This is a genomic window from Anaeromyxobacter sp. K, from assembly GCF_000020805.1.
Lineage (GTDB): Bacteria > Myxococcota > Myxococcia > Myxococcales > Anaeromyxobacteraceae > Anaeromyxobacter > Anaeromyxobacter dehalogenans.
Genome location: NC_011145.1, coordinates 3356488 through 3381105 on the forward strand (window position 1 = coordinate 3356488; position 24618 = coordinate 3381105).

Here is a 24618-nt window from a genome sequence, read left to right on the forward strand (position 1 = left end):
CTCAGCGAACCGCGGGAGCGTTCGGCTTCGAGTCGAGCACCGGCTTCAGGACCCGCGGATCGGGCTGCCCGGCGAACAGCGCGTCGGGGTAGTAGCCGACGTGCATGACGCCCATCGCGTAGAGCGAGCGGATGGTCTCGGCGAGCTCGCGGCTGGGGATGGGCTTGTTGCCGTCGCGCCAGTCCACCGCCTGCAGCTCGAACACCACCTTCTTCATCGCGTCGCGGTACTCGACCGCCCGCACCAGCTCGTGGAAGAAGGCGGCGTGGTCGGCGGCCTTCTCCATGTAGGGCATGGCCATGATGGCGGTGAAGTCGTAGCGGGCGATGGAGTTGTCGAGCGCCTGCGAGTACCAGACCTCCGCCCTGGGGTTGAGCGCCACCCGCGCGTAGAGGTTGCGCGCCACCACCAGCGCGGGCTGCTGCGCGCGCACCGCCGCGGCGGCGTCCATGGCGAGGTCGTCGATGGCGTTGATCTTGAGGATGGTCCACCGGCCCAGCAGGTCGTCGCTCCGGCGGATCTCCTCGATGCTCCCGGGCAGGCTCCAGGCCCGGTACTGCGCCAGCGCCGCGGGGCTGGCGTCCTCGTAGTCGGAGAGCGTGGCGTCGTCGTGGAAGAGCAGTCCGTCGAACGGGGCCGAGCGCGCCAGGTCCTGGTACAGCTCGCGGATCGCCTCGCGCGCCCGCGCCGAGAACGGCGAGAGCCGGTGGTAGCCCATGTTCACGCGGTCGGTGCGGTCGCCGGCCAGCGTCACCACCTGGTCCTGCGCGGCCGGGTCGCCCTTCGGCAGCTCCCATGCCAGCAGCGGCATCCACGCGTACAGCCGCTTCACCGGCGTGCGCGTCCGGATCTGCCAGGCCACCCGGTTGAACAGGTCGGCGCGCATCGGCATGCGGCGGGACGGGAAGTACACCGCGTCCGCCGAGCCGTTGCCGTCCGGATCCGAGAACGCCTGCAGGTAGACCGCGTTCACGCCCATGGCGGCGATGCGGTCGAGCAGGTGACCGAGGTTGCGCTCCTGCTGCGCCGGATCCGGGTCGTACACGTAGTCCAGGTCCACGTGCATGACCTTCTGCGGGCGGTCGTTGTCCGAGAGGTCCGCGTTGCGGATGGCGATCTCGCGCTCGACGTCCCAGAGCGCCATCCCGCCCTCGACCAGGATGCGGCGCAGGCCCCACAGCGGCGTGTCGCGGGTGTTCGCGCCGTCGTCCAGCGTCAGGCCGACGCGCATCCCGAGCCGCTCGGCGGTCTCCCGCGTGGTCGCGTTGTAGCGCCCGTAGGGCCAGGCGACGACGCGCGGCGCCCGGCCGGTGTTGCGCCGGATGAGCGCCACGCTGCGCTCCAGGTCCGCCTGGACGCGCCGGCGATAGGTGGCCTCGTCCTCGTAGCGCCGCGCGCCCGCGTCGTAGCGTCGCGTGGTGCCGGCCGGCTCCAGGTTGCCCTGCGGATTGCCCAGGATGCCCTTGTGCAGGTCGAAGCTGTGGCTGCCCACCTCGACCAGGCCGCTGGCGGCGAGCTCGCGCAGCTCGCTCCAGGAGAGGAGCCGCTCCCGCGGCAGCTTCTTGCCGTCGAAGTCGACGGTCCCCTTCTCCTCGAGCCACCCGGCCACCACGTTGATGACCGCCGGGATGCGGAACATCTTCAGGACCGGCCAGGCGTTCCGGTAGACCGACTGGTACGCGTCGTCGAAGGTGACGAGCACCGCCTTCGGCGGCAGCGGCCGGCGCCCCTCGCGCGCCGCCAGCAGGTCGTCCACCGAGACGAAGCGGTAGCCGTGGTTGCGGAGCCAGTCCATCTGCCGCAGGAAGGCGGTCGGCGAGACGGCGTACTGCGGGACCAGCGCCTCCGCGCGATCCGCCACCTCGTGGTAGCTGAGGATGGTCAGCTCCTCCTCGGTCGCCGCGAGGGTCCGCGAGGCGGGCAGCGCGGCGGCGGCGAGCAGCAGCGCCGCGGCGGGGAGTGACACGGGTCGCAGGGTCATCGGGTCGGGAACGTCGGCGGGGACGAGGAATTCCGGGCGGCGTACGGCGCTCGCCCCTTGGCGGGAGGAGGCCACCCGCGGGCCGGCATGATCAGCAGGTTGGTCGGAAGGCGTCAAGGACGCGCCCGGACGGCCGGGCAGCCGCTGGCCCGCTCGGTGCGCGCTGGCCACCTGACGCAGGAGCCCGCCGGGCCATTCAACGGCGCGTCCGGCGCTCCGGCGCGCGCCCACGCGGGCCGCGGGCGAGGTGGGTGCGCGGCGGCGAATGTGCGGGCTCCACCCATCGCCCGATATCGCGGCCCCATCTTTGTCCCGCGAACATACGACGAACGTACGAACCGGTTCGCGGGAACCGCGCACCATCTCCTCTGCCGGCGGGGCGCCCGGCATCCACACGAGGGGTGAAGGGCGAGGTTCCATGAGACGAGGCATCATCTTGGCCGCGGTCGCGGCGGGCGCGTTCGCGTCCGCCTGCGGCGGTGGCTCGGGGTCGGATGCGGCCCGCGCCGCCGACGCAGCCAGGAGCGCGGCCACCGGCGTCACCGGGACGGTCCGCGACACCGCCGGCGCGCCGATCGCCGGCGCCGTGGTGAGCGACGGCCAGCGCTCCGCCACGAGCGGAACCGACGGCGCCTACGCGCTCGCCGAGCGCGCGGGCACCGTCACGCTGACCGCCTCCAGGGCGGGCTACGCCAGCGCGACGCAGACGGTCGGCGTCCCGAAGCGCGGCGCCGTGCAGTTGGACTGGGCGCTCGCGCCCACCGCGCCGCCGCCGCCGTCGGGCGGCGCGTACCGCGTGTTCGCGAACAACGATCTCGGGATGCACTGCGTGGACCGGAGCTTCGCGGTGTTCTCGATCCTGCCCCCGTACAACGTGGTGAACGCACAGGTGGTCGCGCTCCAGGCGAGCGGCAAGCCGGTGCTCCTCGACGCCTCGCAGGTGGACCTGCGCTACGCGGCGATCGCGGACGCGACCGGCTCCATCAACTCGACCAGCAAGGGCAAGACCGACTTCTGGACGTACGCGGCCACGCTGTACGGCGCCGCCCTGCCGGAGGGCGCCGGCCTGATGGGCCTGTGGATGCCGGCCGACGCGCCGGACGCGAGCGGCACCACGCTGTCCTGGGACGCCGGCCTGGGCCTGTTCCACGCGCCGGGCATCCCCATCCTGCCGATCGACGACGCCGGGCGGACCAACCCCTACCCGCTCCTGCGCTTCTCCGCGTACGACAAGGCCGGCACCGCGCTCGCCGCCACCGACGTGGTGCTGCCGGTCTCCGACGAGACCTCGTGCCAGAACTGCCACGCGACCGGCAAGGTGGCCGCGGCGGAGCCGGGGATCGCCTGGTCCGCGGACCCCGACCTGGAGGCGCAGGCGCGCCAGAACGTGCTCGCGCTCCACGACGCGGAGCACGGCACCGCGCTCCGGCAGCAGGCGCCGGTGCTCTGCGCCTCGTGCCACTACTCGCCGGCGCTCGACCTCGCCGGCACCGGGCCCTCGCCGCAGCAGGCGCTGCACCCGACCATGTCGAGCGTGATGCACGGCTTCCACGCCGACAAGGTGGCCGGGCTGTGGGACGCGCCGGTCCCGGTGGGCGGCACCATCCCGCCCGCGGCGCAGCAGGCCTGCTACCAGTGCCACCCCGGCGCGCAGACGCAGTGCCTGCGCGGCGCCATGAGCTCGAAGCTCGCCTGCCAGAACTGCCACGGCGACATGGCGGCCGTGGGCGGCGCGGTCCCGCTCCTCGCGGGCGGCAGCGTCGACGGGACCGGGGACGGCGCGCCGCGCCGCCCGTGGAGGGACGAGCCGCGCTGCCAGAGCTGCCACGCGAACGACGCGGTCTCGAAGACCACGCTGGCGAGCGCGCCGCCGCTCGCAGACGACGGGCTGCGCTTCAACGAGGCGTTCCGGGCGGGCGATCCCTCCGCGTCGCCCATCCTGGCCTCGAACCGGCGCTTCGCCGAGGAGCCGGGCAAGCTGTACCGGCACAGCAAGGGCCACGGCGGGCTCGCCTGCGAGGCGTGCCACGGCAGCACGCACGCGATCTGGTCCGGCAACGCGAACGACGACGTGGCCGCCACCCAGCTCCAGGGCCACTCCGGCACGGTGGGCGAGTGCAGCACCTGCCACCTGTCGCCGCCGACCATGGGCCTGGGCGGCCCGCACGGCATGCACCCGGTGGGCGACGCCTGGGTGCGGGCCCACAGCGCGGTGGCGGAGGCCGACCTGACCGCGTGCCAGGCGTGCCACGGGACCGACTACCGCGGCACCGTGCTCTCGCGCATGTTCGCGACGCGCACGCTGATGGGCCGGACGCTGACCGCCGGCACGCCGGTGGGCTGCTTCCACTGCCACAACGGTCCGTGACGTCGCGGGCCGCGTGAAGGACCGGCCGTCCCCGGTGCCGCTGCCTGCGGCGCCGGGGGCGGCGCCGGCTCGCACATCCGCGCCCACCCGCCGCGCGCGCCGCACACCGGCGACGCTCGCGCTTCACGGTCCGTCTGCTATCGTGCGCGCTCCAACACCTGGAGTGCACATGGCCCTCGACCCGCGTCTCGTTTCCCCCAAGGAGAAGCCGCTCTTCGTCGCCGGCGCGATCTTCTCCGGCCTCGTCTGGCTGGTCGCCGTCGTCTCCGTCGTCGGCCTCCTGTACGCGCTGCTCGGCGCCCTGTTCGTCCTCGGCGCGCACGCGCTGTTCCTCGCCCACGTGCGCACGAACGCCGTGCGCGTGGACGAGCGGCAGCTCCCCGACCTCCACGCGCGCGTGAAGGCCGCCGCGGCCCGCCTCGGCCTGGAGGACGTCCCGGCGGTCTACGTGATGAACGGCGGCGGCCTGCTCAACGCGTTCGCCACCAAGCTGCTCTCGCGGCGCTACGTGATCCTGCTCTCGGACCTGGTGGACCACTGCGAGGATCCGCGCCAGGTGGACTTCGTGGTGGGCCACGAGCTCGGCCACTTCGCGGCCGGGCACCTGAAGTGGAACGCGTTCCTGCTCCCCTACGCGCTCGTGCCCTGGCTGGGCGCCGCCTACGCCCGGGCCCGCGAGTACACCTGCGATCGCTGCGGCCTCGCCGCGGCGGGCGACCTCGAGCAGTCGATGCGCGGCCTGGTGGTGCTGTCGGCCGGCGGACGGATCGCGGCGCGGGTGGACCTGGCGGCGTTCGCCTCGCAGCGCGACGACGCGGGCGCGTTCTGGCCCACCGTGCTCGAGCTCACCTCCTACCACCCGTTCCTCTCGAAGCGCGTGGCCGCGCTGCACGAGCTGAGCGCCCCCGGGTCCGCGCGCCCGGTGCGCCGCAGCGTGGCGGGCTGGATCTTCGCGCCGGCGCTGGGCGCGCTCGGCGGCGGCGCGGGCGCGGCGCCGGTGATGGTGGTGGCGATCGTGGGCACGCTGGCCGCCATCGCCATCCCGAACTTCGTGCGCTACCAGCTCAAGGCGAAGGACGCCGGGGCGCAGGCCGCCCTCGAGGCCCTGTACCGCGCCGAGGTGGCCGCGCACGAGAAGGACGGCAGCTTCCGCGAGCTGCAGCTCGGCGAGGCCGCCACCCGCACGCCGGCCGCGTTCGCGGACGCGGAGCTGGCCGCCGCGCGCGAGCTCGGGTGGCAGCCCCCGGCGGGCGGGCACCACGTGTACACGGTGGGCGTGGGCCGGACGCAGGACGGCCGCCAGGCGTTCGCGGCGTGCGCCGAGAGCGACGCCGACGGCGACGGGGTCTACGCCGCCTGGATGGTGTGGGAGCCGCTGGAGGACGGCGAGGGCAACCTCATCGCGCCCGGCTCGCCGTGCCGCTTCCAGCCGAAGCTGGCGCGCCAGCCGGTCTTCGGCGAGGGAGACGCGGCGGGCGTCCCGGTGCGCGTGTCGCCGGAGGACGTGTTCTAGCCGGCGGCGCCCGGGGCCTCAGGCGCCGGCGTCGCGCAGCGCGCGGGCGATGGCCGCGGCGTCGGGCGTCCGGCGCGGCACCTCGAGCGGATCGCAGCGCGCCTCGGGCGGCCCGCACACGGGGCAGTCCGGGGCGCGCGCCGGCGTGAGCCACACCGACTGGTACGCGCCCTGCCCCGGCGTGTCGCCGAACACCTGCGGGTAGAACCAGTAGCCGGGCACGGTCGAGAGCGTGAGGTAGGTGGCGCCGGACGCGATCACCTGCTCCGCGAACGGCCCCGGCCCGGCGTCGCCCTCCGGCGCCAGCAGCGCCAGCGCCAGCTTCGCCGCGGCGCTCGCCACGTGCTGCACGTCGGCGGCGAGCGCGACCTCGCCCCGCAGCCGCCCGGTGCCGTAGTCCAGCTCGCGCGCCACCCGGCCGCCGGCGCGCTCCAGCCCGTGGCGGCTCCGGGTCGCGCACAGGTAGCACGCGGTCCGGCCCGGGACCGTGAGGATCACCTCGCCGCCCTGCGCGCCCGCGTACAGGCCCACGAACAGCGCCGGGCGCCCGCGCGCGTAGGCGAAGCGGTCGAGGGCGCGCTGCGCCGCGGGATCGTCGGTGGCGGCGAGCACGAGGTCCGCCTCGCGCACCCGCGCGTCCAGCGCCGCCGGCGGGAGCCCGTCCACCGCGCGCGGCTCGAGCGCCAGCGCGATCGACGGCTCCACCGCGAGCAGCCGCCGGGCCAGCGCCTCCGGCTTCGACCGGCCCACGTCCTCGGCGGCGTACACGGTGCGCGAGAGGTTCGCGGGCTCCACCACCTCCGGGTCGAGGAGCGCGAGCCGCCCCACGCCGGCCCGCGCCAGCAGCTCGGCCAGGTACGAGCCCACCGACCCGCACCCGGCCACCAGCACGGCGCGCTCGCGCAGCGCCTCGGGCAGCCGCGCCGCGCTCCGCGCGCGCAGCCCGCCGCGCCGCGCCGCCTCGCGCGCCTCCGGCCCGCCGTCCGCGAGCCGCGCGGTCCAGCCCGCCAGCCGTGCTCGTCCCGGGTCGCGCGTCAGCGCCGGGCCGCCGGGCGGCCCGTACGCGCGCCGGCGCGGGCCGTGCCCCTCCAGCACCGCCGCGAGCGCGGCGGCGAGCCGCTCGTCCTCGGCGAGCGCGAGCGGCCACGGGAGCGCGAGCTGGCCGCTGCCCTCGCCCTCGCCGGCGGCGAGCGCCACCGGCGGCAGCGCCGGGTAGTGCTCGCCGGCGAGCACCAGCAGCTCGCCGCCGCCGTCGAGGCGCAGGCGACCGGCGAGCAGCGGCCCCTCGCCGGCGTCGGTGACGAACGCCTCGGCGCGCCCGCCGCCGAGCGCCTTCGCGGCGCGCTCCAGGTCGCGGAGCAGCGGGATGGCGCGGAGCGGCTCCGGGGCGACCTCGGCGCCGCCGCCCCGGCTCCGGCGCGCGGCGAACAGCGAGAGCTTCCCGCGCGCCAGCGCCACCTCGTGCGCGCCCAGGCCGGCGGGCGGCTCGAGCGAGACGATCGGGCCCAGGTAGCAGGCGAGGTGCGGGTTGAGCGCGAGCCCGGCGGCGAGCTCGCGCGCGTCCTGGGCCGAGGGCTGGTCGAGGGAGCCGGGGTGCGAGTGCACCAGCCCCTTCAGCTCCAGCCCCTCGCCGCGCTCGAGCGCGGTGACCCGCTCCCCCAGCCCCGCCGACGGTGCCCACCGGCTGGCGCTGGCGTGCGCCGCCGGATCCGGCTCGAACCGCGTGAGGAGCGGCCGCCCCGGCGGACCGAGCAGCGCGCCGCCGCGCTCCGGCGGATGGCCGCCGAGCTCCGCGTCGAGGGCGCGGAGGACCCAGTCGGCCACGCACCACACGCGCCGCCCTGCCGTTACGCGAACACCGCCGGGTGCACCCTCGACAGCATGCGCTGCTCGGCGTCGCCCTGCTCCACGCCGATCACCACCCGGCCGTCCGGCGTCACCCACACGCGGCCGCGCGCCTCCGGCGCCCGGGGGGCCGGGTCGCGCCGCTCGTCCCGCATCGCCTCGCGAAGTCGTTCGAGAACCGTCTGCGACATGCCTGCCTCCTCCGGAGCCCCGCGTGCGCGGGGGCTAGAACGGGAACCGCCCCTCGCGCGCGAACACGCTGAAGCCGTTGCACCACAGGACGCTGCGCGCGTACGCGTCCTCCAGCGACCCCATCCCGCCGCCAACCTCGCTCGAGAGGCACAGCCGCCCGTCGGGGAAGACGTGGCAGGCGTGCGGATCGAAGCGCCCCAGGACCTGCGGCTCGACCAGCTTCACCTGGTAGCCGGCCCCGTCGAACCAGAGGAACAGCTGGTACGGATCGCCCAGCTCGCTGACGATCGGGAACAGCCAGCCGCTCACCCCCTCCACCGCGAGGTAGCGGGTGCTCGACGGGAGGCTCCCCTCCGCCCGCGCCCGATCGCGGAGCACCCGGCCGAAGCCGTCGACGAAGCAGGCGAGGCCCATCGTCCAAGAGTTCGCCTCGCCGGGCCCGGCGGGCACCGCCCCGGGGGGAGAGGCGGCCCTGCGGGCGGGCGGCGCGGGGCGCGCGCGGCTCGCCGGGCGCGGGAGGTGGCGCGAGCGCGCCGGCCTCAGGATCCCCGCTGCTGCTCCATGACGCTGCGGCCCACCCAGTCGCAGGCGAACTGGTAGGCGATGCGGCCGCTGCGGTCGCCCTTGCGCTGCGACCAGAGCACCGCCGCGGTCTCCGCCTCGCGCGTCCAGGGGACGTTCACGCCGGTGCGCTCGCACAGCTTCCCCGCCCAGCGCCGCGCCACGTCCACGTAGAGGTCCTGGCTGAAGGTGTGGAAGCCGACCCACAGGCCGAAGCGCCCGGACAGCGAGATCTTCTCCTCCACCGCCTCGCCGTGGTGGATCTCGCCCTCCACCATCATGGCGCCGCGGTTGTCGCTCTCGTACTCCGGCACGAGGTGCCGGCGGTTCGAGGTGACGTAGATGAGGACGTTGTCGGGCAGCGCGTACACCGAGCCGTCGAGCGCGCTCTTCAGCACCTTGTAGCTCGCGTCGCCGGGCCCGAAGGACAGGTCGTCGGAGAACAGCACGAACCGGTACGGCTGGCCCTTCACCGCGTCCACGATGGCGGGCAGGCTCACCAGGTCGTCCTTGTCCACCTGGATGATGCGCAGGCCGCGGTCCGCGTAGGCGTGCAGGAGCGCCCGCACCAGCGACGACTTGCCGGTGCCGCGCACGCCCCAGAGCAGCGCGTTGTTGGCCGGCAGGCCGGCCAGGAACTGACGGGTGTTGTCCTCCAGCGCCTTCTTCTGCGGCTCGATGCCGAGCAGGTCCTCGAGGCGGATGCCCTCGATGCTGGGGACCGGCTCCAGGGTCCCGGCGAAGGTGCTGCGGTGCCAGTTGGCGGCGTGGCAGGCGGCCCAGTCGACGGGCACCGCGGGCCGCGGGAGCAGCGGCTCCACCGCCGCCAGCACCCGCTTCAGCCGCTCGATCAGCTCGGGGTCGAGGCTCATTCCGCCCTCCGTGCGCCAGAAACGCAGCGGGGCAGGGACGCGCGCGCCCCTGCCCCGCCTCATGCCGTCAAGCGGTCCGCGTCGGCTACTCCGCCTTCTCGGACTTCTTCAGCGCGCCGACCTTGTCCATCACCAGCGCCTTGCGGAACTCGCGGTTCAGGCGGGCGATGAACTTCACGTCGATGCCCTTCGGGCAGGCGGCCTCGCACTCGTAGTGGTTCGAGCAGTTGCCGAACCCGTTGTCGGCCATCGCCTGGATCATGGCGGCGACGCGCTCCGGCGCCTCCACCTGGCCCTGCGGCAGCTCGGCGAGCTGGGACACCTTGGCGCCGGCGAACAGCATCGCCGCGCCGTTCGGGCAGGCCGCCACGCAGGCGCCGCAGCCGATGCACTCGGCCGCGTCCATGGCGTAGTCGGCGGCGCGCTTCGGGATGGGCGTCGAGTTGCCGTCGGGGACGCCGCCGGTGTGGGCCGACGTCCAGCCGGCCGCCTGGATGAGGCGGTCGAGGGCGCCGCGGTCCACCATCAGGTCCTTGATGATGGGGAACGCGCGGGCGCGCCAGGGCTCGAGGTAGATCGCGTCGCCATCCTTGAACTTCCGCATGTGCAGCTGGCAGAGCGTGGTGCGCTTGTAGCCGCCGTGCGGGACGCCGTTGACCACGGCCGAGCAGGCGCCGCAGATGCCCTCGCGGCAGTCGTGGTCGAAGACGATCGGGTCCTTGCCCTGCTTGATCAGGTCCTCGTTCACCACGTCCAGCATCTCCAGGAAGGAGTGATGCGGCGTGATGCCCTTCGCGTCGTAGGTCTCGAAGCGTCCAGGCTCGTTGGGACCGGCCTGCCGCCAGACGATGAGCTTCAGGTTCATCGTCCCGTGCTCGGAAGCGTGCGCGCTCATTACTTGTAGCTCCTCACCGCGAGGTGGACGTTCTCGAACTTGAGCGGCTCCTTGTGGAGCTCCGGCTCCTTGCCGATTCCCTTGAACTCCCAGGCGGCCGTGTAGCAGAAGTTCGCGTCGTCGCGCTTCGCCTCGCCGTCCGGGTACTGGTGCTCGACGCGGAAGTGACCGCCGCAGGACTCCTCGCGGTTCAGGGCGTCGCGCGCGAGCAGCTCGGCGAACTCGAGGAAGTCGGCGGTGCGGCCGGCGTTCTCGAGCTGCTGGTTGAGCTCTTCACCCTTGCCCGAGACCTTCACGTTCTCCCAGAACTCCTTGCGGATGGCCGGGATCTTCTGGAGCGCCTTGGTGAGCGACTCCTTGCTGCGGGCCATGCCGACGTCCTCCCACATCGTCGTGCCGAGCTCTCGGATGAACTCGGTGACGGTCTTCTTGCCGTTGATGCCGAGCAGCTTCTTCGAGGCGCCCTGCACCTCCTCCACCGACTTCTTGAACTCGGGGTGGTCGGCCTTCACCTTCCCGGGCTTGGTCGTCGCGAGGTAGCCGGCGATGGTGTTCGGGATGACGAAGTAGCCGTCCGCCAGGCCCTGCATCAGCGCGCTCGCGCCCAGGCGGTTCGCGCCGTGGACCGAGAAGTTCGCCTCGCCGAGCACGAACAGGCCGGGGACGTTGCTCATCAGGTTGTAGTCCACCCAGAGGCCGCCCATCGAGTAGTGCGGGGCCGGGTAGATGCGCATCGGCTGCTTGTACGCGTTCTCGTCGGTGATCCGCTCGTACATCTCGAACAGGTTGCCGTAGCGCTCGCGGACCACGTTCTCGCCCAGCCGCTTGATGGAGGCGGCGAAGTCGAGGTAGACGCCGCGGCCGCCGGGGCCGACGCCGCGGCCCTCGTCGCACTGCTCCTTGGCGGCGCGGGACGCGATGTCGCGCGGGGCGAGGTTGCCGAACGTCGGGTACTTCCGCTCGAGGTAGTAGTCGCGATCCTCCTCGGGGATCTCGTTCGGCGGCTTGTTGCAGTCCTCCTTCTTCTTCGGCACCCAGATCCGGCCGTCGTTGCGGAGCGACTCGGACATGAGCGTCAGCTTCGACTGGTAGTCACCGGCCTGCGGGATGCACGTGGGGTGGATCTGCGTGAAGCAGGGGTTCGCGAGGTACGCCCCCTTCTTGTGCGCCTTCCAGATCGCGGTGACGCTGCAGCCCATCGCGTTCGTGGACAGGTAGAACACGTTCACGTAGCCGCCGGTGGCGAGCACCACCGCGTCGCCGACGTGCGTGCGGATCTCCCCGGTGACCAGGTCGCGGACCGTGATGCCCTTCGCCTCGCCGTCCACCACCACCAGGTCCAGCATCTCGGTGCGGGGGAACAGCTTCACCGTCCCGGCCTTGATCTGCCGGGACAGCGCCGAGTACGCGCCGAGCAGGAGCTGCTGGCCGGTCTGGCCGCGCGCGTAGAAGGTGCGGGACACCTGCGCGCCGCCGAAGGAGCGGTTGTCCAGGTAGCCGGCGTAGTCGCGCGCGAACGGCACGCCCTGCGCGACGCACTGGTCGATGATGTTGTTGCTGACCTGCGCGAGGCGCCACACGTCGGCCTCGCGGGCGCGGAAGTCGCCGCCCTTGATGGTGTCGTAGAACAGCCGGTAGATGCTGTCGCCGTCGTTCGGGTAGTTCTTCGCGGCGTTGATGCCGCCCTGCGCCGCGATGGAGTGCGCGCGCCGCGGAGAGTCCTGGTAGCAGAACGTCTCCACGTTGTAGCCGAGCTCACCGAGCGTGGCGGCCGCCGAGGCGCCGGCCAGGCCGGTGCCGACCACCAGGATCTTGAACTTCCGCTTGTTCGCGGGGTTCACCAGCTTCAGGTCGAAGCGGTACTTGTCCCACGACTCTTCGATGCGGCCGGTAGGTGCCTTTCCGTCGAGGATCACGGTGTCTCCCTTAGTTCCCGGCGATGCCGGCGAGGATGAGCAGCGGAATGGCGCCGAAGCCGACCAGCAGGATCCCGGCCAGCGTCTTGCCGAGCACGCCCCACCGCGGCAGCAGCGTGTTGTTGCTCAGGCCGAGGGTCTGGAAGGTGCTCTGGATGCCGTGCTTCAGGTGGAGGAACAGCGCGATCATCCCGACCACGTAGATCGCGGCGATGGGCACGAGCCGGAACTGCTGGACCACCATGCCGAACACGTCGAAGCGGCCGAGCCCGTCCTGGCCGAGCACGAGGCCCGGGGTCACGCGCAGCGTGAACTGGAGCAGGTGGTAGACGATGAACGCGCCCAGGATGAGGCCAGTCCAGATCATCGTCTTGCCCGAGAACGTGGCCTTCAGGCTGCGCTGGACCGCGTAGCGCGTCGGGTTGGCGGCGCTGTTCTCCAGCGTGATCTGCACCGCGAGGACCGCGTGCAGCACCACCGAGAGCCCCACGACCACCCGCGTGCCCCACACCAGCGGCGCCAGCTGGTGGAGCTTCTCCGCGTAGGCGTTGATGCCGTCCGGCCCGTTGAAGATCGAGAGGTTTCCGAGCAGGTGACCGACGACGAACAGGACCATGATGAGGCCGGTCACGGCCATCACGATCTTCCTGCCAATCGAGTCCGAGAACAGTCGCATTGAGCCGTATCCCTTCTTCGTGGATGAGCTTCCGCCGCCGAGACGGTGTCGCCTCGCGCCCTGAACAGGAGTGCGCGGAATGGCACCATAGCTGCGACCCCTTGGGGCACGTCAAGGACGGGAGAAGTCGGTTTTGTCGCAAGGTTGGGCGATCCCCTGCCTGCGATCCCGGCAGGGTGCTACAGCGCCAGCGATCGGATCGAGCAGGCGCCCGTCAGGGGCGCCCGAGCGGACGTTCGTGCTCCAGCGCCGCCCAGGCCTGCTCGCGCCACCCGCGGCCGTGCTCCACCAGATCGGCGCGCGTGGTCGCGTACCGTCGATCCGGCTCCACCGGGCGGTTCTCCAGCGCCAGCGCCGCGAAGAAGTCGTCGGCGGAGGCCTGCTCGCCGGCGCCGCCGGGCGGCTGGACGCCCATGGCCGCGTTCGGGATGGACACCGAGAGCCGCCCGCGCGAGTCGGTCCAGCGCGCGGCGAGCCCCTTCGCCTCCTGCTGGCTCCCGCCGGCGCCCTCGGTCGGGCCGCCCACCAGCACCGCGCGCCCGCCGCCGCGGAGGAGCCCGGCGAGCCGCTCGCACGCGCTCATGCACGAGGGCGAGGTGAGCGCCACCACGCGGCCGCCGAACCCGCCCTCGGCCGGGTCCGGCCGGAGCGGCGGCTCCAGCAGCGCCGGGGTGAAGTCGTCGCCCGCCTTCCGCGCGCCGCGGATCGACTCGAGCACCCGCTCCGGCTCGGAGCGCGACCGGAACCCCACCGCGGGCGCGCCGCCCAGCATCGGCGCGCGCTCGCGGTACACGCCCTCGTTGAACTCGGTGGCGCGCAGCACCAGCGCGCCGCCCGGCGAGGACGCGCCGGCGGGCAGGAGCATCCGCGCCAGTGCGGTCGAGTGCGACAGGTACCCGCCGCCGTTCTGGCGCAGGTCGAGCACCAGATCGGCGCCCCGGGCGTCGCAGGCGCGCAGGAACTCGCCCAGCACCTCGGTGAACGGGCGGCGCTCGCCGTCCGCGGAGAGCGCCTCGGTGTGGAGCGAGAGGAGCTGCGCGTAGCACACCGGCTGCCCCGCCGGCCCCGGCACCTCGCCGAGGCGCGCCGCCGGCCCGCCGCCGTCGCCGGTGTACGTCCGGAGCGCGGCCGCCTCCTCCGGCGCGAAGATCGAGTCGGTCCGGCGCGCTCCGCCGGCCGGGTCGCCGCCGTCCACCAGCGCGGCCGCGGCCTCGCCCAGGCCGGCCGTCCGGATCCCGGTGCGGGCCAGGAGCGCACGGCCCAGCGCGCCGCGCTCCGCGCCCGGCGAGGCCCACCACGGCAGGCGCACCGTCCGGCGGGCGCCGCGGGCGATCACGGTCAGCGCGGCGGTGGCGCGGTCGGGGTGCAGGAAGTCGCGGCGGGTGAGCGCGTCCACGGCGCGCTCGTCGCGGGCCGCGGCCGAGCTGCCCGGCAGGTGCGCGGCGAGCACGTCGATCGCCTCGCGCACCGGGCGGCCGTCGATCGCGACGACGCGGGTGCCGGGCGCGAGCAGCGCACCCGGGTCGTCGAACCCGGCGCTCGCCAGCGCCTGGCCCAGCGCCGGCGAGCGGCTCGCCACGTAGACCCGGCCGTCGGAGGCGAGGCGCAGGCCGACGCCGAGCGCGACCTGGGGCGCGCCGGAGGGCACCCGCAGCAGCAGGTGCCCGTCCTCGAACCCGGCCACGCAGCGGCGCATCCGGTCGTAGAACCGGAGCGGATCGCGCTCGACCGCGACGGCTCGCTCGCCCTCGACGCACGCCTCGAGGTGGGCGCGTGGATCGAACGCCGGGCGGCCGGCGGCGGCGAGCGTGTACGGCTTGGTGGTGAGGAAGACGTACCGCGCCTCGATGGCCTGCCGGAGCTCGCAGGCGATCCGGGCGCGCTCGGCCGCGGGGCAGAGCGGACCCTCGCCGTCGCAGGCCGCGGGCGCGGGCGCCGGCGCGGCCTCGCAGGCGGCCGATCCGGGCGCGGGCGCCGCGGCCGAGGCGTTCGCCGCGGGCAGCGGGGAGGCCAGCGCGAGGAGCGCGGCGAGCGGGAGGAGCAGGACGGGACGCATCGGTGCGGGAGGGGCGCGCCGGGGCGAGGGCCCCGCGCGCTCCCCTCGAACGCCTCACCAGGCGCGAGACATTCCGCTGGACGCACCTCCAACGCGCGCGGTGTCGCGCGATGTGCGCGTCCTCCGCACCTCGTCTCCGCGCGCTCCCTCGCCCCGGCAGATGGGCACGCGGATGTCAAGGTCGCGCCAAATTTGCGGAAACTGCCGGCGTGCGTACCATGGGGCCCACTGTGGGAGGACGCAGGAATGGCCGCAACGGACAAGCAGAAGCAGTCGCTCTACTTCCCGGAGGAGACCCTCCGCGAGATCATGAGCGAGGCGGTGCGCCTCGATCGTTCGCTCTCGTGGACGGTGCAGCAGGCATGGCGCCTCGCCCGGAACGAGCTGAAGCGCTTCCCGTCGGTGAACGCGAGCGGTGAGATCGCGCGCGGCCCGGCCCCGGCGCACGCCCCTCGCGAGCGCAGCGCGCCGCTCCCGGCGACGATGGAGCGGCGCGAGCCCTCCGAGCAGGTGCGGGAGTTCCTGAAGGGCAAGTTCGACCGCGAGCTCGCGGGCTGAACGTGCGCGACGCGCGGGCGGGCGCGCGCGGTTCGCGCGCGGCCCCCGCCCCGCACGAACCGGCTACGGGCACCCGGCCGGCTTCGCGAACGACTCCGTCACGGTCACCGCCCCCGAGGCGTCCACGGTGCCGAGCGCGCCGACGCCGACGCCATACGCGGCGAACGCGTCCCACACCAGGCACGCGTGCGCCGCCGCGTCCGGGCTCGCCGCCGCGGACACCGCCTGGAGGATGCCGTCGCGCATGTCCTCGAACGCGGGCGTGGACGGCGTGTAGTTCATCCCGTCCACCAGGTAGTCGAGCAGCAGCGACTTGCCCAGCCCGGCAGTCTGGAACGACTGGAACAGGCGCCAGCCGATGGCCCCGTACACCTCGCCGTCGAGGTGGACCTCGGTGCCGGCCACGTCGCCGTAGGTGCGCGGGTAGCCGGTGTACGGCGCGGTCCGGATGCCGAGCGGGTTGCTCGCCGCGTACTCGCCGACCCGGTCGTCCTCGTTCATCACCACCGCGAGCACGTCGCTCATGCCCTCGCCGACCGCGCCGGCCAGCGGGCCGCTCATGCCGCCGATCATGCGCCAGGTGAGGCCGTGCCCGTACTCGTGGAAGACGACGTCGGAGTCGAGATCGCCGTCCACCATCAGCGGCGCCGGGTCCTTCCGCCGCGCGGTGGCGTTCACGCCGGTCGCGCCCTTCAGCGTCGCGCCGTCGTTCTGCGAGATCATCACCGCCGGGATCCGGATCTTCCGCTCGGTCCCGCCCATGGTGAAGATCGCGTCGCCGCCCTGGTTGTTCGCCACGATCACCGCCACCGCGCCCGCCGCCTGCGCGTTCAGCACCTTCACGGTGAAGTTGCAGCCGCCGCGATCCACCAGCGCGATGCGCCCGGAGACCGCGTTCTGGACGGCCTCGCAGCCGTCGGTGGCCGTGCCGGTGCCGTCGTCCACCAGCAGCACGTCCCCGGTGACGCCGGCGGTGGTGAGCGACGGGCCGAACTCGGCGCCGGCCGCGTCGTAGCTCCCGGCGATCCCGGCGGGCGCGTTCACCACCACCTCGAGCGGCGGGACCGGGCCGTTCCACAGGTACATCTGCATGCGCGGGGAGCGCCCGTCGGTGGGCGTCGCGAAGTTCGCGTTGTCGGTGCCGCCGCCGTCCTGGGCCTCCGCGTTCACCGAGTCCCGCTCCTTCCCGCCGCGCCCGAAGTTGGAGTCCTGGAAGTTCCCGGCCGCCTCGTCGAAGCCGTGGACGTACAGGACGTCGTGGATCACGTTGTTCAGGTAGAACAGGTTCTGGACCGCCACCGCGCGGTTCCCCGACGTGGAGGGCTGCGCGGTCAGGTCGGCCGCGGTGAGGAAGTTCCCGTCGGTGACCGCCGTGCCGCCGCGGTCGGGCCGGTTGTTCGCGTCCGCGTCGAGGTAGGCGTTCACGTTGTTGCCGGCGATGTCGATGGTGGACTGGGTGCCGGGGTAGAGCCACCCGACGGGCGACTCCGCGCCGCCGGGCGCCGGCCCGGAGACGACCGCCTGCGGCGTCTTGGAGGGATCCTCCACGAACACGGCGTAGCTGTCGTTCGCGGTGCGCAGCTCGACCGAGCGGATCGCCCCGTCGCCCGCGACGAGCGTGTGGTGCAGGAGGTTGCCCCGCTCGCTCCAGGTCTCGACCAGGAAGCCGGCGCGCAGCGCGCCGCCCGCCTCGGGGATGGCCACGCGCTCCACCGTGGGCGCGGCGTGGAACCGCGCCGCGTCGCGCGCGAAGACCGTGAGCTCGCCGTCGCGCCCGGTCGCCGCGGGCGCGGTGGCGGGCAGGTACCCCAGCCGCCGCAGCGCGGCCTCGAGCGCCTGCGCCGCCGTGACGCGCGCCGGCGCGACGCCGCCCCCGGCCACGGGCGCGAGAACGTCCACGAGGTGGATCAGCCGCCCAGAGGCGTCCACCGCGGCGCGCGCGTAGGCGCCCGCCACCCGCAGCCCGCCGGCGCGCTGCTCGAGCCGGAGGTGGGTGATCCCGCCCCGGCCCCGCGACTCCGCCGCGACGGCGAGGCCGTCCACCGCGGCGCGGGTCGCCCCGTGGGACCGCAGGAACCCCGCCACCACGTCCGTCGCCGGCGCCCGCGAGGGCGGGGTGAGCGCCCCGCCGGGCCCGCCGCGGTACACGCGCGCGCCGGGCGCGGCGGCGGCGCCGACCGGCGCGGCCACGAGGAGGAGCAGCGCGCAACCGACGGCGGCGCGGACCCGACGACCTGGACCGACTGCATCACGCATGGCGAAACCCCCGCTGGATCGAGCCCGGGGCGGCCGCGTCCTCCGCGGGCGCGCCGCGACCCGGAACCCTGCCAATAGCCGTGCGAGGGCGGCGGGGGAATGGTCCCGGGCTGGTCCGGGCCCGGAGAGGTGACGCCGCTCGTGCCGCGGTGGGGTGCGGCGTGGCCGGATGCCCCGCTGGCGCAGCGCGTCGACGCCGGCGTCGCTAGAGGCGGCAGCCCGCGAGCTCCGGGCTCGCGGCCAGCAGCGCGTCGAAGCGGTGCACGAACACGGGCGCGGTGGGCGCGGCCAGGAGCCCGGGGGCGCCGCGCACCGACGCCTCCACGACGCGCCGGGCGGTCGCGTCGTCCCCGCCGACCATGGCCGCGAACGTAGAGAGCGACTCGCCGCCCCCGCGCGCGAGGTCCTTCTGCAGGTCGCGGAACCCGTTCAGCGCGAACCGGTGCAGCTCGGCGCTGCGCCGCGCCGCGGGCGCGTCGGCCGCCTGGCCCTCCGGGACCATCTGCACGTGGTACTCGCGCGGCGAGAACTTCATGAGCGACCCGGTGAGCACGTCCACGCCGCCCGACACCAGGGTGCTGCTCACGTCCAGGATCGCGACCGGGTTGAACGCGCGCTCCAGCGCGAACTCCTGGGTCGCGTAGCCGGGGGCCTCGAACCGGGCCACGAACTGGCGGCCGCCCATGAAGTTGCGCGACATGTCGATCGTGAGCGGCAGCTCGCCGCGGTACTGGCCGTCGATGGTGAGCCGCACGCCGGGCGCGTTCGCGTCGAACGTGAGCGTGTCGTGCGTGCCGGTGAAGAGGGTGGCGCAGCCGCCCAGCAGCAGCGGCGCGAGGGCGAGCAGGGGCGCGAGGCGGAGCGTGCGGCGGCATGGCGTGGTCATTGAGTCGGTCTCCGGGGCGCGCCGGCGGATCGCGCGGCGGGCACTCACGGAGGGTGATTGTGCCCGGCCGCGCGGCGAGGGCAAGTCCCGCGTCCGCGGGCGGTCCCCGTGCGCGACCGCGGCCGCGCCCTTACACCCCTGCCCGCGCCGCGGGCCGCGGCGCCCCACCCCGGAGCCCGCCCCCATGCCCTCGCCACGCCGCACCGCCCTCCCCTCCCTGCTGGCGCCGCTCGCCGCGCTCGCGCTCGCCTGCGCCGGGGCGGCGGCTCGCGCGCCCGCCGCGCAGGTCCCGGCGGGCGCCATCGACCCGGAGGCGACGGGGTTCGAGTACCCGCTCCCGGTCTCCTTCTTCGAGCTCGACAGCCAGCGCCAGCGGCTGCGCATGGCCTACATCGACGCGCCTGCCGCCGCGCCGAACGGCCGGACCGTGCTGCTCCTCCACGGCAAGAACTTCCACGCCGGCACCTGGGCCGACACCATCGCCGCGCTGAACCGCGCCGGCTTCCGCGTGATCGCGCCCGACCAGCTCGGCTTCGGCAAGTCCAGCAAGCCCGAGCGCTACCAGTTCTCGTTCGTGCAGCTCGCCGCCAACACCCGGGCGCTGCTCGCATCGCTCGGCGTCGCGCGCACCGCCGTGGTGGGGCACTCGATGGGCGGGATGCTCGCGGTGCGCTACGCGCTCGAGTACCCGGAGGCCACCGAGCGCCTCCTGCTCGTGAACCCGATCGGCCTCGAGGACTACGCCGCGTTCCTGCCGCCGCGCACGGTGGACCAGTGGTACGCGCAGGAGCTGAAGCAGACGCCGGCCTCGGTCCGCGAGTACCAGCGCAAGGCGTACTACGACGGCGCCTGGAAGCCGGAGTACGAGGCCCACACCCGGCTGCTCGCAGGGTGGACGCTGCACCCCGGCTGGCCGCGGGTCGCATGGGACAGCGCGCTCACCTACGACATGATCGTCACGCAGCCGGTGGTGCACGAGCTGGAGCGCCTGGCGGTGCCCACGCGCCTGGTGATCGGCCTCCGGGATCGGACCGCCATCGGCCGGCCGCTGGCGCCCGCCGCCGTGCGCGAGACCATGGGCGACTACACGCGCCTCGGGAAGGCGGCGCAGCGGCGGATCCCCGGCGCCGACCTGGTGGAGCTCCCCGGCATCGGCCACGTCCCCCAGGTCGAGGCATTCCCGGCGTTCGAGAAGGCGCTCCTCGAGTTCCTGCGGTAGCGGGCCGCGGCCGGCTCCCGGCGCGCCCCCTCCCACGAGCGTCCCCACCACGGCCGAGGTGAAGCGCCCGTTGACGTGCGCGCACTGGCCCCGCGTGCGCATCCTGCGGGGAACGCTCGCCGCGTGGCGGCGCGGGCTCGGGAGCTGCACATGCGGGCATCGATCGCGTCGTTCACCGCGTCCCTCGCGCTGTGCGCGCTCGCCTGCCAGGGGCAGCCCGCCGCGGACGCGGGAGCGCCGGTGGACGCGGCCGCGCGCGAGGCGCTGGCGGCCGACCGCGCCGGCAGCGTCTTCACGGCGCCGAACGCGGCAGGGGCGGCGCAGACGATCAACGCCTCCGGCGGGCGGGTGATCGACCCCGGCAACCCGTTCTTCCAGGCGCTCGGCACGAACGGCCGCGCCTGCGCGACCTGCCACGACGTGCGCGACAACATGACGATCACCCCGGCGAGGCTCCGGGACCGCTTCGACGCGACCGGCGGAACCGATCCGATCTTCCGCCCGGTGGACGGGGCGACCTCGCCGGACGCGGACGTGTCCACGGTGGAGGCGCGCCGGAGCGCGTATGCGCTGCTCCTGTCGCGGGGGCTGATCCGCATCGGCCTCGGGGTCCCGCCGGACGCGGAGTTCGAGCTCGTCGACGTGCAGGATCCGTACGGCCACGCGAGCGCCGCCGAGCTCTCGCTGTTCCGGCGCCCGCTGCCCGCCACCAACCTCCGGTTCCTCTCGACCGTGATGTGGGACGGGCGCGAGACCTTCCCCGACGCGAGCCAGCCGGGTGGGTACGCGCCGCTCGCGCTGGAGCTCGCGGATCAGGCGAACGTCGCCACGCTCGGGCACGCGCAGGCGGCCGCGCCGCTCGGCGACGCCCAGCGGCAGGCCATCGTGGCGTTCGAGCTGCAGCTGTACACGGCGCAGGCGAGCGACGACGGCGCCGGCCGGCTCACGTCGGGCGGCGCCAGCGGCGGGCCGCGCGTGCTCTCGGCGCAGCCGTTCACGTTCGGGGTGAACGACCCGTTCGACGGCGGCCCGTTCGACCCGGCGGTGTTCGACGAGTTCACCGCCTGGCAGGGGTCGCGGCGCGAGGCGCGGGCGGCGATCGCGCGCGGCCAGGAGCTGTTCGACCACCTGCCGATCGCGATCACCGGCGTCTCCGGGCTGAACGACGAGCTGGGCCTGCCCGTCGTCCAGGGCACCTGCACGACCTGCCACGACACCCCGCACGCGGGCAGCCACTCCGTCCCGGCGCCGCTGCGCGTGGGCACCGACCTGCCGGAGCCGCCGGGCGGGCTGGACGCGTCCGGCCTGCCCGTGTACACGCTGCGCGACCGGGCGACGGGCGAGCTGACGCGGACGACCGACCCAGGCCGCGCGCTCGTCACGGGCCGGTGGAAGGACATCGGGCGCTTCAAGGGCCCGACGCTGCGCGGGCTGGCCGGGCGCGCACCGTACTTCCACAATGGGTCGGCCCCCGACCTGGCGAGCGTCGTCGGCTTCTACGACGCGCGCTTCGGCCTGCGCCTCACCGAGGGCGAGAAGGGCGACCTGGTCGCGTTCCTGCGGGCGCTCTGACGCCACCGGGCGGCCGGGTGGGCCCTCTGCGGGCCCCAGCGGTCCGTGCGGGCGCCGCGCCAGGGCGGCGCGTTCAGCCCCGGCGGACGGCCCCGACGAGGGAACGAGCCGGGCGGTCGCGCGGCCCGATGGCTCGGGTATGCTCGCCCTCCCGGCCGCGCCGCCGCACGCTCCGGCGGCACGCCGCGGTTTCCCGAGGAGACATGACGAATCTCGCGCGCTCCAGCGCACCGGCGGATCGGCTCCCGAACGTCCACCTGGCGGAGATCCTCGCCGTCGTCCGCACGCGCTACGGCCTCGACCTGACCGGCTACCGGCGCGGCACCGTCGAGCGCCGCGTGCGCACCGCCATGATCGCCGCCGGTGCGAGCTCGAGCGCGGCGTACCTGGACCGCCTCCGGGCGGATCGGCGGCTGGCCGGCGACCTGCTCGCGCGCCTGACCGTGAAGGTGAGCCGCTTCTACCGGGACGCGGCGGCCGTGGAGCGCGTGCGCGAGGCGCTGGCCGCGCGCCTGGCGGCCGCGCCGGGACCGCTGGCCGTCTGGAGCGCCGGCTGCGCCCGCGGCGAGGAGCCGTACTCGCTCGCCATGCTCCTCGACGACCTGGGCGCGCCCGCCGGGCCGCACGTGGTCGCGACCGACGTGGCGCCGGACGCGCTCGCCGCGGCGGAGGCGGCGACCTACCCCGCCACGGCGCTCGGCGAGCTGCCCCCGACCTACCGGGATCGCTACCTGACGCCGGCGCTCGGGACAGCCGGCGCCGCGTTCCGCGTCCACCCGGCCATCCGGGCGCGGGTGCGGGCGCTCCGCCACGATCTCTCCGCGGCGCGCGCTCCCCCCGACCCGCGCCGGTTCGACCTGGTCGCGTGCCGCAACACGCTCATCTACTTCCAGCCCGCGCTGCAGCGGCGCGCGCTGGAGCTGCTGCTCGATGCGCTCGCGCCGGGCGGGCTCCTCTGGCTGGGCCCGGCGGAGTGGCCCGCGGCGCTGGGCGGCGGGCGGCTGGAGATCCTCGACCGCCGCGCCCGCCTGTTCCGCGCGATCCGTGGGAGCGCCGATGCGTAGGCCGGACCTCTCCATCGGGACGTGGGTGTCGCTCGGGTTCGCGCTCGCCGGCGCGCTCCTGGCCGGCCTCGTGGCGCTGGCGGTCACGCTCCAGGGGCGGATCGCGGCCAGCGCCGACGCGCAGCTCGACGTCATCGGCCCGCGCGCCGCCGCGGCGGCGTCGCTCGAGAGCGCGGTGCTGCACCTGAGCCTGACCGCGCGGGCGTACGCGCTCATGCCCGAGCCCGCGCGGATGGACGCGCTGCAGGGGGCGCTGCGCCGGCTGGAGGGGGCCGCGGCGCGCTTCGGGGCGGTGCCGAAGCAGGGCGAGGGGGCCGCCCTGGCCGACCGGATCCTCGCGGCGGTCCCGCCCTTCGAGAAGGCGGCGGTGGCGCTCGGCACGGTCGTGGCGACCGGCGGCGACGACGCCGCGATCCGCGCGCGCGAGGCGACCCTGCCGCCGATGCGCGAGGAGCTGCTGGAGCTGCTCCGGGGCTTCTCCGCGATCCAGCAGCGGCACGACGCGGGCGCGAGCCACACCATCCTCGCGTACCAGCGCGACACCGTCCGCACGCTGGTGCTCGCGTTCGCCGCCGTGGCCCTGCTCCTGGCGGCGACCGCCTGGGTGGTCGTCACCGAGGTGCGCCGCCCGGCGAAGCGGCTGGTGGACGCGGCCCGCCGGCTCGCCGCCGGGGACTACTCGGCCGCGGCCGGGCTGGAGGCGCAGGCCGCGGACGGCGGGCCGCGCGGCGAGCTGACCGAGCTGGCGCGGGCGTTCGCGGCGATGGCGGCGGAGCTGCGCGATCGCGAGGAGCGGCTCGCGGCGCAGAACGAGGAGCTGCAGGCCCAGAACGAGGAGCTCCAGTCGAAGGAGGAGGAGCTCCACGGTCAGAACGAGGAGCTCCAGGTGCAGCACGAGGAGCTGCAGGCCCAGAACGAGGAGCTCCAGTCGCAGGGCGAGGCGCTCCGGGCCAGCGACGCGCGCCTCTCGCACCTGGTGGAGGCGCTGTCGCAGGCCGACCGCCGCAAGAACGAGTTCCTGGCGGTGCTGTCGCACGAGCTGCGGAACCCGCTGGCGCCGGTGCTGAACGCGCTCACCGTCCTCGAGCGCGGCGATCCCTCGGGCGCGCAGGGCCGTCACGCGCGCCAGGTCATCGCGCGCCAGGTGGCGCACCTGGCGCGGCTGGTGGACGATCTGCTCGACGTCGCCCGCATCACGCAGGGGAAGATCCAGCTGCGCCGGACGCACCTGGAGCTGGGCACGGCCGTGCGGCAGGCCGCCGAGGACCTCGGCTCGCTGCTCGAGGCGCGCGGCCTCCGCCTGGCGCTGGACGTGCCCGAGCGCGAGCTGTGGGTCCACGCCGACGCGGCGCGCATCGCGCAGGTCGTGGGCAACCTGGTGCAGAACGCGGCCAAGTTCACCGACGGCGGCGGGACCGTGACGGTCGCGGTGGACGCCACGCCGGCGGGGCGAGCCCGGGTCCGGGTGCGCGACGACGGCATCGGGATGCCGCCGGACGTGCTGCAGCGGCTGTTCCAGCCGTTCGTGCAGGCGGAGGGGACCCTGGCGCGGACGCGCGGCGGCCTGGGGCTGGGGCTCGCGCTGGTGAAGGGGCTGGTCGAGCTGCACGGCGGCACGGTGGACGCCGCGAGCGCCGGCGCAGGACGCGGGGCGACCTTCACGGTGGAGCTGCCGCTCGACGGCGTGCCGGTCCGCGCCGCGGACACGGCGGCGCCGCGCCCCGCCGCGCCGCGCCGGGTGCTCGTGGTCGAGGACAACCCGGACTCCGCCGAGACGCTGCGCGACCTGCTCGAGCTGGCGGGCCACCACGCCGACATCGCGCTCGACGGGCGGCAGGCGCTGGAGCGCTGCCGCACGGCGCGCCCGGACGCCATCGTGTGCGACCTGGGGCTGCCGGACATGGACGGCTACGAGCTGGCGCGCACGCTGCGCGCCGATCCGGAGCTGTCGTCCGTGCTGCTCGTCGCCCTCTCCGGCTACGCCCTGCCCGACGACCTGGCCCGCTCGGCGCAGGCCGGCTTCGACGCGCACCTCGCCAAGCCCGCCCGCTTCGAGGCCATCGAGGCGCTGCTGGCCGGGGCGCGCCGGCAGCGCGGCTGAGAGCACGTGAAACAATCCCCTCCCGTCGCCGCGGCGGCGATCCGCGTCGCATCGCGTCGTTGCTCCTCCCTCACATGCCGACGGGCA

The 24618-nt window shown here is 74.8% G+C and carries 18 protein-coding genes; 7 read left to right on the forward strand and 11 right to left on the reverse strand.

Annotation, left to right across the window (positions count from 1 at the left end; genetic code table 11):
- Nucleotide 1: 1 nt before the first annotated feature.
- Nucleotides 2-1981, reverse strand: a complete 1980-nt coding sequence (gene pgaB / locus ANAEK_RS15145; protein ID WP_012527008.1) for a poly-beta-1,6-N-acetyl-D-glucosamine N-deacetylase PgaB — start codon at nt 1979-1981, stop codon at nt 2-4.
- A 418-nt stretch (nt 1982-2399) separates the two neighbouring features.
- Here pgaB and ANAEK_RS15150 point away from each other — a divergent pair, with 418 nt between their 5' ends.
- Nucleotides 2400-4349 carry a carboxypeptidase-like regulatory domain-containing protein gene (locus tag ANAEK_RS15150; protein WP_012527009.1) on the forward strand — a complete coding sequence of 650 codons (1950 nt, stop codon included), beginning with the start codon at nt 2400-2402 and terminating at the stop codon, nt 4347-4349.
- Between the two features lie 169 nt (nt 4350-4518).
- Nucleotides 4519-5862, forward strand: coding sequence for a M48 family metalloprotease (locus tag ANAEK_RS15155; RefSeq protein WP_012527010.1), 1344 nt, complete (start codon nt 4519-4521; stop codon nt 5860-5862).
- 18 nt (nt 5863-5880) lie between these two features.
- Here the strand turns inward: ANAEK_RS15155 and ANAEK_RS15160 are convergent, their stop codons facing one another.
- The 8 genes from ANAEK_RS15160 to ANAEK_RS15195 form a co-directional block, all read right to left on the reverse strand.
- Nucleotides 5881-7686: a ThiF family adenylyltransferase gene (locus tag ANAEK_RS15160; RefSeq protein WP_232288231.1), complete on the reverse strand. Its 1806-nt coding sequence runs from the start codon at nt 7684-7686 to the stop codon at nt 5881-5883.
- Nucleotides 7687-7709: 23 nt separating this feature from the next.
- Nucleotides 7710-7898, reverse strand: a complete 189-nt coding sequence (locus ANAEK_RS15165) for a hypothetical protein (RefSeq protein WP_012527012.1) — start codon at nt 7896-7898, stop codon at nt 7710-7712.
- A gap of 34 nt (nt 7899-7932) precedes the next feature.
- Nucleotides 7933-8313 (reverse strand): hypothetical protein, encoded by a 381-nt coding sequence (locus ANAEK_RS15170; protein ID WP_012527013.1) that lies wholly within the window; start codon nt 8311-8313, stop codon nt 7933-7935.
- A 125-nt stretch (nt 8314-8438) separates the two neighbouring features.
- Nucleotides 8439-9332: an ATP-binding protein gene (locus ANAEK_RS15175; RefSeq protein WP_012527014.1), complete on the reverse strand. Its 894-nt coding sequence runs from the start codon at nt 9330-9332 to the stop codon at nt 8439-8441.
- A gap of 85 nt (nt 9333-9417) precedes the next feature.
- Nucleotides 9418-10227 carry a succinate dehydrogenase/fumarate reductase iron-sulfur subunit gene (locus tag ANAEK_RS15180; RefSeq protein WP_012527015.1) on the reverse strand — a complete coding sequence of 270 codons (810 nt, stop codon included), beginning with the start codon at nt 10225-10227 and terminating at the stop codon, nt 9418-9420.
- Entirely contained in the window at nt 10227-12143 is a 1917-nt protein-coding gene (locus tag ANAEK_RS15185; RefSeq protein WP_012527016.1) for a fumarate reductase/succinate dehydrogenase flavoprotein subunit, read from the reverse strand. Before ANAEK_RS15185 ends, ANAEK_RS15180 begins: the two co-directional genes overlap by 1 nt.
- A gap of 10 nt (nt 12144-12153) precedes the next feature.
- On the reverse strand, nt 12154-12819 hold the full coding sequence (locus ANAEK_RS15190) for a succinate dehydrogenase cytochrome b subunit (protein WP_012527017.1): 666 nt from the start codon (nt 12817-12819) through the stop codon (nt 12154-12156).
- Between the two features lie 214 nt (nt 12820-13033).
- Nucleotides 13034-14875, reverse strand: a complete 1842-nt coding sequence (locus ANAEK_RS15195; protein WP_012527018.1) for a S41 family peptidase — start codon at nt 14873-14875, stop codon at nt 13034-13036.
- A gap of 246 nt (nt 14876-15121) precedes the next feature.
- Between ANAEK_RS15195 and ANAEK_RS15200 the strand changes: the two genes are divergently transcribed.
- Nucleotides 15122-15433: a TIGR04563 family protein gene (locus ANAEK_RS15200; protein ID WP_012527019.1), complete on the forward strand. Its 312-nt coding sequence runs from the start codon at nt 15122-15124 to the stop codon at nt 15431-15433.
- 63 nt (nt 15434-15496) lie between these two features.
- On the opposite strand, the gene ANAEK_RS15205 is transcribed toward ANAEK_RS15200, so the two are convergent.
- Both ANAEK_RS15205 and ANAEK_RS15210 read right to left on the reverse strand, forming a co-directional pair.
- A complete protein-coding gene (locus tag ANAEK_RS15205; protein ID WP_232288232.1) occupies nt 15497-17623 on the reverse strand; it encodes a M36 family metallopeptidase in 2127 nt (708 codons plus the stop codon).
- 271 nt (nt 17624-17894) lie between these two features.
- Entirely contained in the window at nt 17895-18575 is a 681-nt protein-coding gene (locus ANAEK_RS15210; RefSeq protein WP_012527021.1) for a hypothetical protein, read from the reverse strand.
- Nucleotides 18576-18759: 184 nt separating this feature from the next.
- On the opposite strand from ANAEK_RS15210, the gene ANAEK_RS15215 reads away from it, so the two are divergent.
- The 4 genes from ANAEK_RS15215 to ANAEK_RS15230 all read left to right on the forward strand — a co-directional run bounded on the left by ANAEK_RS15215 (nt 18760) and on the right by ANAEK_RS15230 (nt 24531).
- Nucleotides 18760-19794 carry an alpha/beta fold hydrolase gene (locus ANAEK_RS15215; RefSeq protein ID WP_012527022.1) on the forward strand — a complete coding sequence of 345 codons (1035 nt, stop codon included), beginning with the start codon at nt 18760-18762 and terminating at the stop codon, nt 19792-19794.
- Nucleotides 19795-19944: 150 nt separating this feature from the next.
- On the forward strand, nt 19945-21366 hold the full coding sequence (locus ANAEK_RS15220) for a hypothetical protein (protein ID WP_012527023.1): 1422 nt from the start codon (nt 19945-19947) through the stop codon (nt 21364-21366).
- Between the two features lie 203 nt (nt 21367-21569).
- Nucleotides 21570-22430, forward strand: coding sequence for a protein-glutamate O-methyltransferase CheR (locus tag ANAEK_RS15225; RefSeq protein WP_012527024.1), 861 nt, complete (start codon nt 21570-21572; stop codon nt 22428-22430).
- Nucleotides 22423-24531: an ATP-binding protein gene (locus tag ANAEK_RS15230; RefSeq protein ID WP_012527025.1), complete on the forward strand. Its 2109-nt coding sequence runs from the start codon at nt 22423-22425 to the stop codon at nt 24529-24531. The genes ANAEK_RS15225 and ANAEK_RS15230 overlap by 8 nt, the downstream gene beginning before the upstream one ends.
- The last annotated feature ends 87 nt before the right edge of the window (nt 24532-24618 follow it).